The sequence below is a fragment of the Nocardia sp. NPDC005978 genome, assembly GCF_040614455.1.
Classification (GTDB): Bacteria; Actinomycetota; Actinomycetes; order Mycobacteriales; family Mycobacteriaceae; genus Nocardia.
This window is the reverse complement of sequence record NZ_JBEXUS010000059.1, coordinates 1-14,526: the sequence shown is the minus strand read 5'-3', so window position 1 is coordinate 14,526 and position 14,526 is coordinate 1. Positions and strand designations below refer to the sequence as shown.

The 14,526-nt window shown below is 67.9% G+C and carries 18 protein-coding genes; 13 read left to right on the top strand and 5 right to left on the bottom strand.

Going from position 1 to position 14,526, the window contains the following annotated elements:
• The first annotated feature begins 74 nt into the window (after positions 1-74).
• From ABZ319_RS24580 to ruvB, 5 genes are all read left to right on the top strand, one after another.
• On the top strand, positions 75-830 hold the full coding sequence (locus ABZ319_RS24580) for a YebC/PmpR family DNA-binding transcriptional regulator (RefSeq protein ID WP_354988823.1): 756 nt from the start codon (positions 75-77) through the stop codon (positions 828-830).
• A 198-nt stretch (positions 831-1,028) separates the two neighbouring features.
• On the top strand, positions 1,029-1,475 hold the full coding sequence (locus ABZ319_RS24575; protein ID WP_354988822.1) for an acyl-CoA thioesterase: 447 nt from the start codon (positions 1,029-1,031) through the stop codon (positions 1,473-1,475).
• 138 nt (positions 1,476-1,613) lie between these two features.
• A complete protein-coding gene (ruvC, locus tag ABZ319_RS24570; RefSeq protein ID WP_354988851.1) occupies positions 1,614-2,183 on the top strand; it encodes a crossover junction endodeoxyribonuclease RuvC in 570 nt (189 codons plus the stop codon).
• On the top strand, positions 2,180-2,785 hold the full coding sequence (gene ruvA, locus ABZ319_RS24565) for a Holliday junction branch migration protein RuvA (protein ID WP_354988821.1): 606 nt from the start codon (positions 2,180-2,182) through the stop codon (positions 2,783-2,785). The genes ruvC and ruvA overlap by 4 nt, the downstream gene beginning before the upstream one ends.
• Before the next feature lie 6 nt (positions 2,786-2,791).
• Positions 2,792-3,925: a Holliday junction branch migration DNA helicase RuvB gene (gene ruvB, locus ABZ319_RS24560; RefSeq protein ID WP_354988820.1), complete on the top strand. Its 1,134-nt coding sequence runs from the start codon at positions 2,792-2,794 to the stop codon at positions 3,923-3,925.
• 225 nt (positions 3,926-4,150) lie between these two features.
• Here the strand turns inward: ruvB and ABZ319_RS24555 are convergent, their stop codons facing one another.
• Entirely contained in the window at positions 4,151-5,629 is a 1,479-nt protein-coding gene (locus ABZ319_RS24555) for an SDR family oxidoreductase (protein ID WP_354988819.1), read from the bottom strand.
• A gap of 169 nt (positions 5,630-5,798) precedes the next feature.
• Between ABZ319_RS24555 and ABZ319_RS24550 the strand changes: the two genes are divergently transcribed.
• From ABZ319_RS24550 to ABZ319_RS24535, 4 genes are all read left to right on the top strand, one after another.
• A complete protein-coding gene (locus ABZ319_RS24550; RefSeq protein ID WP_354988818.1) occupies positions 5,799-6,134 on the top strand; it encodes a hypothetical protein in 336 nt (111 codons plus the stop codon).
• Positions 6,135-6,238: 104 nt separating this feature from the next.
• Positions 6,239-6,394, top strand: coding sequence for a hypothetical protein (locus ABZ319_RS24545; protein ID WP_354988817.1), 156 nt, complete (start codon positions 6,239-6,241; stop codon positions 6,392-6,394).
• Positions 6,395-6,565: 171 nt separating this feature from the next.
• Entirely contained in the window at positions 6,566-7,165 is a 600-nt protein-coding gene (locus ABZ319_RS24540; protein ID WP_354988816.1) for a hypothetical protein, read from the top strand.
• 54 nt (positions 7,166-7,219) lie between these two features.
• The gene (locus tag ABZ319_RS24535; protein ID WP_354988815.1) at positions 7,220-7,903 is read left to right on the top strand and encodes an SMI1/KNR4 family protein; all 684 of its coding nucleotides are present in this window, start codon (positions 7,220-7,222) and stop codon (positions 7,901-7,903) included.
• A 31-nt stretch (positions 7,904-7,934) separates the two neighbouring features.
• Here the strand turns inward: ABZ319_RS24535 and ABZ319_RS24530 are convergent, their stop codons facing one another.
• Entirely contained in the window at positions 7,935-8,390 is a 456-nt protein-coding gene (locus ABZ319_RS24530) for a hypothetical protein (RefSeq protein ID WP_354988814.1), read from the bottom strand.
• Between the two features lie 114 nt (positions 8,391-8,504).
• On the opposite strand from ABZ319_RS24530, the gene ABZ319_RS24525 reads away from it, so the two are divergent.
• Both ABZ319_RS24525 and ABZ319_RS24520 read left to right on the top strand, forming a co-directional pair.
• On the top strand, positions 8,505-9,110 hold the full coding sequence (locus ABZ319_RS24525; RefSeq protein ID WP_354988813.1) for a helix-turn-helix domain-containing protein: 606 nt from the start codon (positions 8,505-8,507) through the stop codon (positions 9,108-9,110).
• On the top strand, positions 9,107-9,679 hold the full coding sequence (locus tag ABZ319_RS24520; protein ID WP_354988812.1) for a dihydrofolate reductase family protein: 573 nt from the start codon (positions 9,107-9,109) through the stop codon (positions 9,677-9,679). Before ABZ319_RS24525 ends, ABZ319_RS24520 begins: the two co-directional genes overlap by 4 nt.
• On the opposite strand, the gene ABZ319_RS24515 is transcribed toward ABZ319_RS24520, so the two are convergent.
• The 3 genes from ABZ319_RS24515 to ABZ319_RS24505 all read right to left on the bottom strand — a co-directional run bounded on the left by ABZ319_RS24515 (position 9,676) and on the right by ABZ319_RS24505 (position 12,165).
• Positions 9,676-10,677: a metallophosphoesterase family protein gene (locus ABZ319_RS24515; RefSeq protein ID WP_354988811.1), complete on the bottom strand. Its 1,002-nt coding sequence runs from the start codon at positions 10,675-10,677 to the stop codon at positions 9,676-9,678. The two genes, ABZ319_RS24520 and ABZ319_RS24515, sit on opposite strands and share 4 nt — an antisense overlap.
• Before the next feature lie 110 nt (positions 10,678-10,787).
• Positions 10,788-11,222 (bottom strand): hypothetical protein, encoded by a 435-nt coding sequence (locus tag ABZ319_RS24510; protein ID WP_354988810.1) that lies wholly within the window; start codon positions 11,220-11,222, stop codon positions 10,788-10,790.
• Positions 11,223-11,316: 94 nt separating this feature from the next.
• Positions 11,317-12,165 (bottom strand): LLM class flavin-dependent oxidoreductase, encoded by an 849-nt coding sequence (locus tag ABZ319_RS24505; RefSeq protein WP_354988809.1) that lies wholly within the window; start codon positions 12,163-12,165, stop codon positions 11,317-11,319.
• 227 nt (positions 12,166-12,392) lie between these two features.
• Here ABZ319_RS24505 and ABZ319_RS24500 point away from each other — a divergent pair, with 227 nt between their 5' ends.
• Both ABZ319_RS24500 and ABZ319_RS24495 read left to right on the top strand, forming a co-directional pair.
• Complete coding sequence (locus ABZ319_RS24500) at positions 12,393-12,587, top strand: DUF4236 domain-containing protein (protein WP_354988808.1); 195 nt, start codon at positions 12,393-12,395, stop codon at positions 12,585-12,587.
• A gap of 236 nt (positions 12,588-12,823) precedes the next feature.
• The coding region (locus tag ABZ319_RS24495) for a VWA domain-containing protein (RefSeq protein WP_354988807.1) at positions 12,824-14,526 on the top strand (1,703 nt) is incomplete at its 3' end.

The following is a 14,526-nucleotide window of genomic DNA, read 5'->3' as shown; positions in this document are numbered from 1 at the left end:
GGCTCTTCGGCGGTACTTCCGGGTAGGTAGTACATGTTGGAAGTACCGAGCCCCCTGAACCGAGGAAGTAGGGAATGAGCGGCCACTCCAAATGGGCCACCACCAAGCACAAGAAGGCCGGGATCGACGCGAAGCGCGGCAAGCTCTTCGCCAAGTTGATCAAGAACATCGAGGTGGCGGCCCGCACCGGTGGAAGTGACCCGGACGGCAACCCCACGCTGTACGACGCCATTCAGAAGGCGAAGAAGTCGTCGGTCCCCAACGACAACATCGAGCGCGCTCGCAAGCGCGGCGGTGGCGAAGAGGCCGGCGGCGCCGACTGGCAGACCATCATGTACGAGGGCTACGGCCCCAACGGCGTTGCGGTACTGATCGAATGCCTCACCGACAACCGCAATCGCGCGGCCGGCGAGGTGCGCGTCGCCATGACCCGCAACGGCGGCAGCATGGCCGACCCGGGTTCGGTGTCGTACCTGTTCCACCGCAAGGGCATCGTCTCCCTGGAGAAGAACGGCCTGTCCGAGGACGACGTCCTGATGGCGGTGCTGGACGCGGGCGCCGAAGAGGTCAGCGATCTGGGCGAGACGTTCGAGATCATCTCCGAGCCGACCGACCTCATCGCCGTGCGAAAGGCGTTGCAGGAGGCGGGTTACGACTACGACTCCGCCGATTCCGGCTTCCAGCCGTCGATGTCGGTCGCGGTCGACGCCGATACCGCCCGCAAGGTGTTCAAGCTGGTCGACGCCCTCGAGGACAGCGACGACGTGCAGAACGTCTACACCAACGTCGACATCTCCGACGAGGTGATGGCGGAGTTGGACGCCGACTAGGCGCCCATCCATTCCGTCACCACGGCCGCTCCCCGAATCGGGAGCGGCCGTGGTGCTTTCCGGCTGGACGAACGGGGCACGGCGCAGCGGATCCCCTCGTGTAGCGGACGGTCGTGGGCAGTGGTTGCCGCATGCCGTCGTCGCTGATCAGCCCGGTGCGGAGCGGTTCTTGTCGGTGGCTCCTGGCATGGTGTTCGCGTGACTATCGCCGATGAACCCTTCCGGATCCGAGTCGAGGTCAGGGTGTCCGATCTGGACCCCCAGTTGCACGTCACCGGATCCGCGTATCAGCAGTTCGCCGATCACTCGCGGTTCGAATGCGTACGGGCGGCGGGCATTTCGGTGGAGGACATGCTCGCCGACGGGCTGGGCCCGGTGAATCTCGAGACCGTCATCAAGTACCACCGCGAACTGCGCGCCGGTGACGCCGTGGACGTGACGTGCTCCTGGGAGTGGGGTCCGGGCAAGACCTATCGGGTGGAGCACAGGCTGATTCGGCCCGACGGCGAGCTGTCGGCCACGGTCGCCTTCGTCAGCGGGGTGTTGGATCTGCGCACCCGGCGGCTGGTGGCCGATCCGAAGGCGGCGTGGGCCTCGCGGGCCACCGACCCGACGCTGCTCGGCCTGAGTCCGGTGTGCAACTGAGCGGTGGGTGATGTCCGGATGTGCCGGGCGCGGAGCGACTTCCGGCGATCGCGCGGGGGTCCGTGTCGATGGCCGATCGGGGCGCTCGGCTGCGCTACACTCTCGAACAATTGTTCGTCTGTGGTGAGAGGGGATGTCGTGCGGGTGATGGGCGTCGACCCCGGGCTCACCCGGTGCGGGCTCAGCATGGTCGAGGGCGGAGTGGGCCGGACCGTGAAGGCCATTCACGTCGATGTGGTGCGCACCCCGCCGGACATGAATCTCGCCGAACGCCTGATGGGCGTGGCCGATGCCGCCGAGCAGTGGATGGACAGGTACAAGCCGCAGGCCGTGGCCATCGAGCGGGTGTTCTCCCAGCACAACGTGCGCACCGCCATGGCCACCGCGCAGGCGGCCGGCGTCATCGCCCTGGCCGCCGCGCGGCGCGGCATTCCGGTGCACTTCCACACCCCGAGCGAGGTCAAGGCCGCGGTCACCGGCAGCGGTACCGCGGACAAGGCGCAAGTGACCGCGATGGTGACCCGTATCCTCGGGCTGGCGGTCGCGCCGAAACCCGCCGACGCCGCCGACGCGCTCGCGCTGGCCATCTGCCACTGCTGGCGCGCGCCGCTGATCGAGCGCATGGCCAAGGCGGAGGCCGCGGCGGCGGCGCAGCGGCGCATGTACGAGGAAAGGCTTGCCCAGCAACGAAAGGCGGTATCCGGGTGATCGCGTCGGTACGCGGTGAAGTGCTCGAGATCGGGCTCGACCATGTGGTCCTGGAGGCCGCGGGGGTCGGGTACCGGCTCAACGCCACTCCCGCCACGCTATCCACGCTCACTCGCGGTGAGGATTCGCGGCTCTACACGACCATGATCGTGCGCGAGGATTCCATGACGCTCTTCGGTTTCTCCGACACCGAGTCGCGCGAGCTGTTCGGACTGCTGCTCAGCGTGTCCGGCGTCGGCCCCAAGATCGCCATGGCGGTGCTCGCGGTGCTCGAGCCCGAGGCGCTGCGCAAGGCCCTGGCCGAATCCAATGTGGCGGCGCTGACCCGGGTGCCGGGTATCGGCAAGCGCGGGGCCGAGCGCATGGTGGTGGAACTGCGCGACAAGGTGGATCTGGTTCCGGTGCAGTCGGGTCCGCCCGGATCCGCGGCCGCCGCGCCGGTCACCCCGGTGCGCGAACAGGTCGTGGAGGCGCTTGTCGGCCTCGGTTTCCCGGCCAAGCAGGCCGAACCGGCGGTGGACGCGATTCTGGTGACCGACCCGGATCTGAGTATCTCGCAGACGCTGCGCGCGGCGCTGGGACTGCTGGGCAAGAACCGGTAGCAGACCATGATCGACGAATCGGACGACTTCGAACCCGGCGAGTTCGGGGACGAGCCCTATCCCATCGACGCCGACGCGGCCGAATCAGCGGTCAGCGCAAGCTATCTCGCTTCCGACGGCGAGATAGAGGCGAGCCTGCGTCCCAAGTCGCTGGATGATTTCATCGGCCAGCCGCGGGTGCGCGAACAGCTCGCGCTGGTGTTGCGCGGGGCCAAGATGCGCGGTGGCACACCGGATCACGTGCTGCTGTCCGGACCGCCCGGGCTGGGTAAGACGAGTATGGCGATGATCATCGCGGGGGAGTTGGGCACCGCGCTGCGCCTGACCTCCGGGCCCGCGCTCGAGCGAGCCGGCGATCTGGCGGCCATGCTCAGCAATCTCGTCGAGGGCGATGTGCTGTTCATCGACGAGATCCACCGCATGGCCCGGCCCGCCGAGGAAATGCTGTACCTGGCCATGGAGGATTTCCGCGTCGACGTGGTGGTCGGCAAGGGGCCGGGCGCGACCTCGATTCCCCTGGACATCGCGCCGTTCACCCTGGTCGGCGCGACCACGCGCTCCGGCGCGCTGACGGGCCCGCTGCGGGACCGCTTCGGTTTCACCGGCCACATGGATTTCTACGAGCCCGCCGAGCTGAAGCTGATTCTGGAGCGGTCGGCCCGAATCCTGGGCGTTCGACTGGAATCCGATGCGGCCGCGGAGATCGCCGGGCGCTCGCGCGGTACGCCGCGTATCGCGAACCGGTTGTTGCGCCGTGTGCGCGACTACGCGGAGGTCAAGGCCGACGGTCTGGTCACCAAGGAGATCGCGCACGCCGCGCTGGCGGTGTACGACGTGGACGTGCTGGGCCTGGATCGCCTGGACCGGTCGGTGCTCTCGGCGCTGATCCGCAGCTTCAACGGCGGTCCGGTGGGTGTCTCGACGCTGGCTGTTGCCGTGGGCGAGGAAGCCGCGACCGTGGAAGAGGTCTGCGAACCGTTCCTGGTCCGTGCGGGTCTGGTGGCGCGCACGCCCCGGGGCCGGGTGGCGACCGCGGCCGCGTGGGAGCACCTGGGCCTGGTGCCGCCCGCGGATCTGGTGTTCGGTTCGATCGAAGTGCGTGCTCGGGAACAACATCCGGGTCTGTTCGACTCGCTGTGAGCCGTCGGCACGGTCGCTGAGCCGTGCCGCGCCGACCCCATGCCGGCACCGGTGAGTGGGAGTGACCGCGATCGCGTCGGCACGGCTGTCGACCGGCGCCGGATCGGTCGCGATCGATCGGGTCGGCGGTGTGGAAGACCGAAATCGGCGTCGTCCCGTATACGGCGCGGGTCGGTCGCGCCGCGCCCGCAATCCGGTCGGCGCGGCCGTTATTGCTGGGACATCCTAGGAGTTCTCTTCGGCGCGAACGGGATTCGCCTCCGCCGCGCCGGTGATGTTGCGGACCATCCCTCCGAACACCACGCCGTGGAAGGGGGCGATCGCCTTCCAATAGGCGTGGCCGGACAGGCCGTGCGGCTCGAAGATGGCGCGCTGGCGGTACAGCGTGCCGCCGTCCGGATCGGGGTCGGCGGACAACTCCAGCCACGCGCCGCCGGGTACCCGCATCTCCGCGCGCAGGCGCAGCAGGCGGGGGCGTTCGATGTATTCCACGCGCCACCAGTCCAGGGCCTCGCCGGTGCGCAGGCGGTGCGGGTCGCGGCGGCCGCGGCGCAGGCCGACCCCGCCCGCGAGCTTGTCGATCCAGCCGCGGACCGACCAGGCGAGCGGGAACGAGTACCAGCCGTGTTCGCCGCCGATGGACTCGATGACCTGCCAGACCGCTTCGGGTGAGGCGTCGGTGTGGCGTTCGCGGTAGTCGAGGTAGACCGAGCCGCCGGACCATTCGGGGTCGGTGGGCAGGGGATCGGACGGGGCGTCGGGGTATTCGGCGTCGGACCAGCGGGTGGTGACGTCGAAACTGCGGATGCGGGTCAGGGCGAGTTCCACCGCGCGTTCGAAGCCGATGAGTCCACCGGGCGGGTCGGGGATGTACTCGGCGATGTCGTGCTCGTGGCAGACGACCTCGTGGATCAGCGATTCCACCAGCGGCACCGCGATCGCGCGCGGCACCGGGGTGACCAGGTTGACCCACTGCGCCGAGAGCCAGGGGGTCAGGATCGGCACGGGGACGATGCGGCGGTGGGGCAGGTCGGCGATCTCGGCGTAGCGGTGCAGCATGTCGAGGTAGGTCAGGACGTCGGGGCCGCCGATGTCGAAGGAGCGGTTCACCTCCGGCGGCAGGGTCGCGGCGTGGGTCAGGTAGTACAGGACGTCGCGGATGGCGATCGGCTGAATGCGATTGCGCACCCAGCGCGGGGTGATCATCGCGGGCAGGCGTTCGGACAGGTAGCGCAGCATTTCGAAACTGGCGGAACCGGATCCGATGATGACCGCGGCCCGGAACTCGACCGTGGGGACGCCGGAGGCGAGCAGGATCTCGCCGACTTCCACCCGTGAGGACAGGTGGGGTGAGAGATGGTCGCTGTCGGGTTTGATGCCGCCCAAATACACCAGTCGGGTCACGCCGGTCGCGGCGGCGGCTTTGGCGACGGTGGTCGCGGCCTGCCGATCTATCTCGACGAAGTCGCGCCGGACCAGCGAGTGCACCAGGTAGTAGACGACGTCGGTGTCTTCGAGGGCCCGGGTCACCGCGGCCGCGTCGGTGACGTCGCCGGTCATGATCTCCACGCGGTCCTGCCACGGGGCCTCGGCGAGTTTGCCCGGGTTACGGGCCAGGACCCGCACCGTATGGCCCTGATCGAGGAGTTCGGGGACCAATCGGCCGCCGATGTATCCGGTCGCACCGAGCACCACACACCGCACAGGTAGCCTCCTAGCCGCGTTCAATATCGACGATTCGGTCTCGAACAGCGATTTCCCTGGCCCGCAGGACCCAAACTACGCCTACCTGTGGCTAGGGTCGGTGTGCAGATGTGGCGTGAACGGGTAGGTCTCGGAGAGTTCCGTAAAACACTCACCCTGGAGGACGTTGATGCGATCCCGAACCCATCGTGCGGTCACCGGCGCGGCGCTGGCGGGCCTGCTGGCGACAGCGCTGCTCACCACCGGCTGTGACAAGGCCGAGGAAGTGGTGAACAAGGGCGGCGACACCCCGTGTAGCGAGTTCCTGTCCCAGGACAGCGAGAAGCAGCGTGTGACCGTCAAGAAGTATCTGGACAAGGACACCGAGGTCGCGACGTCCTCGCCCAACGGCGATGTGGTCGGCCCGGCGATCACCGCGATCGACCTGATGTGCCGGGCGCAGGCCAATCCCGACACCCCGATTCGCAACGCGGATCTGAGCGGGATCGTCATCCCCAAGAAGTAGCGGCAAAATATCTGGGGCATAGACCGTTTGACTTCCACCGCCTCGGCTATTGCGTGGTCAGGCACCCGGATCTACGGGGTGCGGAGAACACGGAGGTAGTGGTTATGGTCATTCTCGGTTTGATCCTGCTCCTGGCCGGCATTCTGCTGGGGATCCCGATTCTGACGACGATCGGCATCGTGCTGGTGGTCGTCGGGGCGGTCTTGGTGCTGCTGGGTTCGACGGGCCGTCGGGTCGGTGGACGCAGCCACTACTTCTAACCCGTAGCAGCTCGGAATCGGGGCCGCTCAGCTTTGGCTGAGCGGCCCCGATTCGTGTCCGGCGGAGGTGTTTTCGGTGCGTTCGGGGCGGTCGCGCCCGAGTAGGCTGCGTGCGGGCGCGGGCTGCGGCGCCGGGGTCTCACGGTGGTGCTTCGACGGACGAGGAGCGGTATGGCTGTGCGCGAATCGACATTTCGCCGGCGACTGCTGTGGGCGGTGGCCGTGGTGGTGCTGGTGTTCGCGGCGCTGGGTATCTACGTGAAGGTCGTGGCGGCGGTGGAGCGGGCGCGCCCGGCCGCGGCGGCGCCACCCGACCTGTGTGCGGCGGTGGGGACGTCGCTGTTCGAAAAGCTTGTGCCCGAGGGTGTTCCGCTGGCGGACGCCAACTATTCGTCAGGTCCGGGGGCGGCCTGCGACTACGTGTCCGCGCGGAGCGGCAGTGGTTCGGAGATGTACGGTTCGCTGCACGTGCGGCTGCTACGGCACGGCCAAGTGAATTGGGATACGGGGTCCGAGCGCGCCGCAGCCTATTTGGCGGATCTGTGCCGTGCGACCGCGATGGGCGGGAAGTTCAGCGCCACTACGGCGTTCGGCGACGAAGCATGCGCGGTGTCCACCGTCGACGGCGGCGGGACCGCGTACGCGTCGGCGGTGGTGCGCCGCGGCGCGGACCTGTTCGAGGTGAACTACTACGTGCATCCGGGCGGCGCGGCGCAGGCGCAACGGGCGGTGGAGGAAACGGTGGCCGCGGCACTGGCGGGTGTTCGGTAACGGAATTCGCCCGCAGTCCAAGATGATGCGGGCCGGTCTTGCTAGCTTGGGCCGGTGCGTGCGCTCGATGTGTTCAACGATTACGTGGCCTGGCTGCGAGATAACGTTCCCCTGGCGTACGAGAATCTCGCGGGCCCCGCGCGCCCCCGCCAATTGGCGATGCTGGAGCGGGCGATCGGCCGCCCGCTTCCCGCAGAGGTCGCGGCGGTGCTGAGTGTGCACAACGGTCAGATCGATTCTGCGGTAGGTGATTACGATCACGGCGTCCCGTGCATTCCGACGCTGGTGTTCATGTCCACCCGTGAGATTCGCCGCACCTGGCAGCTCTGGGACAGCGTCAAGGACAACCCGGCCACCCAATCTCTCCAGTCGTCCGGCATGGTCTATCCCGCTGCCCAAGGCAAGATCAAACCCCTGTACTCCTCCCCGGGCTGGATCCCCCTCTGGTCGGACCCCACCCGCCCCGACTACATCGGCTTGGACTTCGACCCCGGCCCGGCCGGAACCCCGGGTCAGATAATCAATTTCGGCCGCAACGAGGAGTGCCACCACCTCTGCGCTCCGACCTACACGGACCTCCTGGAGTTCCTCCTCGCCGAGGTGACCAGCGGCGCCTGGCCGGCGACCGAGATCGTCGAGGACGACGACGACCGGGATCCGCTCCCGTGGTTCGGCGAGCCGAGAAGCTCGTTTTTCAACGCCCTGCACGACAGGTTCGAGCCGCAGCGCCGTGATTGACGACTTCGTCTGCTCGCGATGTGCGCTTCGCCTAGTCGCAGTCGCTGAAGTCCTCGACGCGGACGGGCGTGGTGTCAGCGAAGGTGACCCCCACGCCGTAGGGGTCGCAGATCGGGAACGTGCCTTCGGCGAAGCGGATCAGCCACTCGGAGTCGGCGTAGAAGGTCAGTTGGGGGTGGTCCACCGGGAACGAGGTGGGATCGAAGCGGTGGTAGCGGGTTGCCTCGTTGTCCGTGAGGCCGAATGTCGAGGGGTTCGACAGCAGGGAGCGGTGCAGGAACCGTAAGGCGGCCGAGAGGTGATCGTCGATGTCGGCGAGGATCTCGGTGATCAGGGGTGCGTTCGGGGATTCGCCGGGGGAGAGGATGACATTCACCTCGATCCGGGCGGGGAACAGGGTGCTGGTCACCTGGACTTGGGGCGACCACATGGCCTGGCCGTCCGGGGCGGGGACGGGGACGAAAGCGCCGATTCCGGGGATGAACACATCAGAATGCTAGGTCACGGTGGTGGGTGGCGGATCGTGCATTCAATCTGTGGCTGTTGCGTTCGGCGAGGGTCGAGGGGTATTAGTAAATGAACGATCATTTATAAACGAGCGATGCGTCGAGTGGAAGGAGGTGCTGTGCCACGACCACGATCTACCAGTGACGTCGATATTCTCGCCGCCGCCGGGCGGGCGATCGGGATGCACGGTCCCGGGAAGTTGACGCTCGCGCAGGTGGGGGCGGAGGCGGGGGTGTCGCCGGCCACCCTGGTCCAGCGGTTCGGGTCCAAGCGGGGGTTGTTGCTGGCGTTCGCCGCGGATGCGGCGGCGGGCGCGGGGGAGCCGTATCGGCGGGCGCGGGCGGAGTGCGAGTCGCCGTTGGCGGCGTTGTATGCCGTGGCCGAAGGGGTGGCTCGGATGATGGCCACCCCGGATGTTCTGGCCAACCACCTCGGGATGTTGCAGCTCGATCTGTCCGATCCGGAGTTTCGGGTGCACGCGGTCGCGCATACCCGGGCCGTCGATGCGGAGCTTCGGGAGTTACTCGCCGAAGCTGTTGCGCAAGAAGAGCTTCCGGCCGATGTGGACGTCGCCCAGCTCGCCCGGGCCGTGAAGATCACCACCGACGGATCCCTGCTGCGATGGGCGTTGACCGGCGACGGCGACCCGGCCGAACTGCTTCGTTCTGATCTGGATCATCTGTTCAGGAGAGTTGAATGAGTTTCACCGCAACCGTTTTCATCGGCACCAGCCTCGACGGGTACATCGCCCGGATGGACGACGACATCGAGTGGCTGACCTCGCGGGGAGAGAAAGCCGGCGATCTGGGCTATCAGGAGTTCTTCGCGACGGTCGATGCCGTGGCGATGGGCCGCAAGACCTACGAAACAATGCTCGGCTTCGGCACGGAGAACTGGCATTTCGGCGATCGCCACGTCGCGGTGCTGAGCACGACCCTGCCCTTGGGCGCCGATCCCCGCATCACCGTCCACCGCGATCTGGACAGCCTCGTGGCGGACCTCGACGCCCGCGGAATCGACCACGTCTACCCCGACGGCGGCCGCCTGATCCAGAGTTTCCTCCGCGCGGGCCGCGTGGATCGCCTGGTGATCAGCGTCGCCCCGGTCCTGATCGGCGGCGGCCACCGCCTGTTCGGCGAACTGCTCGAAGACGTTGCGCTGCACCTGGAGTCGGCCACCGACCTCGGCCACGGGTTCGCTCAGCTGAAGTACAGGGTGGAGAAGTGGCAACCATCGCGACCGGCCCGGATCAGCGCAGGGCCGCGCTAGTGCGGCATGCCGGGGATATCGACACGCAATGCCGCCGCGAGGGCGATCGTTCTGCGCGGGGTGGTGCATTGGCGGCCGAGGCTCGCGAGATCGAGTTTGCCGCCGCGGGTTTGGAACAGGAACATGGCGGCGGGGTGATGTCGCATGTGGGCGGGGTCGAGTTCGGCGGCGGTCGCGTAGGCGGACTCGACCAGTGCGGGCATGCGCGACCGGAGGTCCGCGGCCCAGTGCTCGATCGACGTCAGCCAGGCGCGAGCGGCCGGATCGGAGGTCCTGGCGAACCGGGTGATCGCTTCGTCGAGTTCCTGCCAGGAGTAGTCGGTCCAAGGCTTGGTCCTCAGGACCGGTAGCTGCCAGTGTTCCTTCACACGCGACCAGTGATCCGTGCGGGCCCGCACCGCGTGGAAGGTGAAGTCCGGCAGGGAGAGCGCGGTCAGATAGCCGCCGTGGCAGGCTCCGGTGTCCAGGCCCACGACCCGGCCGTCGCGGGCCAGGGGCGCGTCGCCGGTGACGTGGTGACCGAACACGACCGGTTTGGAATCGGTGTAGTGCTCGTGCCAATAGCCCTCGGGAAAAAGGTCCCTGAGTTCGTGCTCGCCCCGCGTCGACCCGCACAGGATCTCTTCCCGCTGCTCGCCCAGCGGTATGCCCGGAACCATGGCCGCGTGCACGACCCGAACGTGCTCGTTCTCGAAGAAATACGGCAGCCCGGTCATCCACGCGACCATCTCGTCGTAACCCGCACCGGCCTGCAACCGCGTGATCTCCTGCGCATACGAGAAGATCCCACGCACATGCTTGCGCTCGTGATTACCCATCAGCGCAACAGAATTCGGCCGCCCCCGAAAGAAGTCCACGACCTCGAGCGGCTTCGGCCCACGGTCGACCAGATCCCCGACACCGACAAGCAGGTCGCCCGCCCCCAACCCGACCTTCGCGACCAGCTCGCCCAACTCGTCGAAACAGCCGTGAATGTCGCCGATGATGACGGTCCGCATCGGGCAGACGCTAGATCGGCGCACGCGGGTGGGCAATCGAGTTTCTGTCGGCCGGCTGCCGTGCTGATCCTGCTTCCGCACACGCGGCGGTGGTTCACCCCGCGCGACGACTATTCGCCCGAACCCATCCCGCGATAGATCCGGTCCTCGTCTGCCGCCTCGGAAATCTCGTCCCAGCCCATGTTTCCGAGGTTGATGTTGTTCTCCACGCTCCAGAGCGCGCCGGGGACGACGCGGAACGGGCGGGTGTCCGTTCCCTCTTCCTCGTCGTATTCGTCCGCGCCCACGTAGACGGCGAGGACGGGGAATTCGGGATGGGTCAGGGTGACTTCGTCGGCCAGGAACGAGACCAGCGGCTCGTCGGGCTGTAGGGCCGTGAGAGCGTCCGGGGACAGGTCCTGAAAAGCCTTGTCATCGACGCACATCACCGTCGCTACGAAATCTTCGACGCTCGGAGTTCTGACCTGTTCGACCAGCCGCTTCCAGGCGTTGTCGTCGCCGAACCAGGTGCGGACCAGAACCGATTCGTTCGGTAGGACTGTCATGCCTGAAATCTAGCGGCATCGGCCGGCAATCCGGCCGCCCAGCGGGCGGCGCGGATGCCGTCGATTTCATTGCCACCACTATTGGTGGCGGGGGTCAGGCGATCGTGTCGGCCAGGCGATCGATCTGGGTGGGATCGGTTCCGTAGCAGTAGAAGACGACCTCGTCCGCGCCGAGAGCGTCGAACTGCGTTATCGCGGTGCGGATTTCGGCGGGGGTGGTGAGCATCCCGTTCACCATGAAGTCGGCTCGGTCGGTGAAGCTGTAGTAGGCGCGCATCGTGGTGCGGGCCTCCTCGATCACCGACGGAGCGCCGAGGGCGACATTGACCTGGGTCACGATGCGCGGGGAACCGCTGCGGCCGTGTGCTTTCCAGGATGCGCGGGCCGTGTCGAACAACCCGCCCGCCCAGGACGGCGGGGCGGCGGCGAGCAGGCCGCCGCCCCAGCGGCCGACGCGATCGATCGCGGCGGGCTGGAAGCCACCGAACAGGAGCTGGGGACCTTCGGGCTGGAGCGGGGCGGGGCCGACGGGACCGCAGTCGTCGCCGTACGGCTTGCCCGACCAGAGGCGGCGCATGACTTCCAGGTTCTGATCCAGGCGCTTGCCGCGGGTGCGCAGGTCGGTGCTGGAGGCGATGTGGTCGTCCGCGCGGCCGCCGACGCCGAGCCCGAGGGTCAGGCGACCGCCCGACATGACATCGAGGGTGGCGATCTGTTTCGCCAGTAGCACCGGATCCCGCAGTGGGGCCAGCAGCACCTCGGTTTGGACGCGGATGCGGTCGGTTGCGCCCGCGATCACGGCGAGTGCGGTGAGTGGCTCGGGGTTGTCGTAGACCAGCCGGTCGAGCAGGCCGAGCGTGGCGAACGGACCGGCTTCGGCGCGTCGAGCCCAGTCGAGCAGGGCGTGGGGAGCGGAAATGGGCAGACCGATACCGAACTGCATGTGAGATACCTCCAGGAGGGGTCAGCAAATACACTGCCGCCCCTTCATCACCGCGAAGACCCGAGGTGCGTGGCTCCCATCTGCGACGTACTTCCGGGGAGCTCCGAACTGAAGTGATTGCGACTAAACCACGCCACCCCGCGCCGGCGCAAGCCGGTATCGCGCGGAAGCCGGCGATTCACTTGCCGTTCGCCGGGTATCCGATCCCCGAGAAAGGAGGCTCTCCAATGCCTTTCACGTTCCGTAAGAGCTTCAAGATCTTCCCCGGCGTCCGCCTCAACATCAACAAGGGATCCCTGTCCCTCACCACCGGCGGCCGCAGCGGCCCCCGTTACACCACCAGCACCACCGGCCGCGAAACCACCTCCATGGACCTGCCCGGCCCCTTCGGCTGGCGCCGCACCCGCCGCCGCAAGGGCTGACCGCTCGGCAATTCGTTGTATGGAAACCCGGTGCCGTCCGGGTGATCCACGCCGGAGCGGTGGCGCAAATGCGCCGTTCACACCGAATTGTGCAGCGGTGGAATGATTCTCGGACCCGGTAGAACCTGGCGACCCGGTGCGCCCGTCTTCGAGTGGCCTCGATGTGGGTACGTTCGGTGGGCAGATTTGCCGAGCGCTCGAAGAGGATCATGTCGAGAACGTCCAGAATTGCCGGGTTGTTCACCGCCGTCGCCGTCGCGTTGCTGTCGCCGGGGGTGGTGCCGCCGGCCGGGTTCGCGTACCCCGGCGGGGCGGGGTACGCGCCGACCATGATCGTGCTGGACGCGTCGGGGTCGATGCAGCGGCCCGACCGTGGCGGGACGATGATGGACTCGGCCAAGCGGGCCGTGCGGGGGTTCGTCGAATCCGCCCCGGCCGAATCCGCGGTGGGGCTGGCTGTTTACGGGGCCGGGACCGGCAACGACGAGGCCGAGCGCGCGGCCGGGTGCCGGGACGTGCGGGTGTTGCAGCACCCGGGGAAGCTGGACCGGGGTGCCCTGACCGGAGCCGTGGACGGGGTGCAGGCGCGCGGGTGGACGCCGATGGGGGTGTCGTTGCGAGAGGCGGCCGCGGCCCTGCCGGATTCGGGACCGCGGTCGATCGTGCTCGTGTCGGACGGCGACGACACCTGTGCTCCGCCCGAACCCTGTGACGTGGCACGGGAATTGAAGCAGAAGGGTGTGGACCTGGTCGTGCATTCGATCGGGTTCGCGGTCGACGAGAAGGCCCGGGCACAGCTGAGCTGCATGGCACAGGTGACCGGCGGAACCTACGCCGACGCCGCGGACGGGGCCGCGCTGGAGCGGATCCTGCCCCGCGTCACCGGTGCGGCGCTGCGCAATTACGCGGCCTCGGGCACCCCGATCGTCGGCACCGACACCTACCGCACCGCACCCGTCGCGGCGGCCGGTCACTACCTGGACACCATCGGCCAGCGCGAGAAGCGGTACTACGGCGTGGACGCGCCCGCCGGTGGGACGGTCTATTTCACGGGGCTGATGTCGTTCCCGCGGTTGCCCGACATCAACGTTCTCGATGATTTCAACACCGTGCAGATCCGGGTCTACGACGCGAACGGCAAGGACTGCAACGTCTTCGAGACCGATCAGGCCTCCCGCTCCAGCGACGGCGTCACGCTGTCCGTGAGCTCGACCTTCCGGGGCGCGCAGGAGAAGGGCAGCGGCGGCTGCCGGGGCGCGGGACGCTACTACTTCGAAATCACCTGGGACAGAACCTCCGACGGCCTGCCGCAGCGGCTGCCCCTGGAATTGCTGATCGGCGTCGAGCACGGCGTGACCGATCCCGGCCCGGCCCCGAGTTCGGAGCCGACCGCGCTCACCGATTCCGGCGGCCCGGATCAGCCGGTCACCGGCGGCGCATCCCTGGCAGCGGCCGCCACCCTGGACGGCAGCGGGCACTACACCGACACCCTGCAACCCGGCGAGTTCGTGTTCTACCGGGTGCGCGCCGACTGGGGACAGGGCCTGGCGTACCGGGTCGATTTCACCGGCAACGGCGGTTCGGGCACCGAAGCCACTTCCAATATCGCGACCGCGCTGTACTCCCCGGTCGGCGCGGAGGTCGACTTCGACACCCACGTCTACACGGGAAAGGATGTGTCGCTACCGCTTTCGGGCAAGGTGATGGCCACGGTGCCCATTCGATACGCCAATCGCACCGCCTCGACCGCGCGACTGCGGCAGGAAGCCCTCGCCGGCTGGTACTACATCGCGGTCAAGGTGGGCCCGCCCGCGACGGCGGGGGATGAGCGGCCGGTCCCGGTCCGCTTGACGCTGACCCTGGCCGGGAATCCCGAGCCGGGCCCGGTCTACGAGGCGGGAGCCGCCGACGCCATGCCGGCCGACAGGACCGGCGCGCC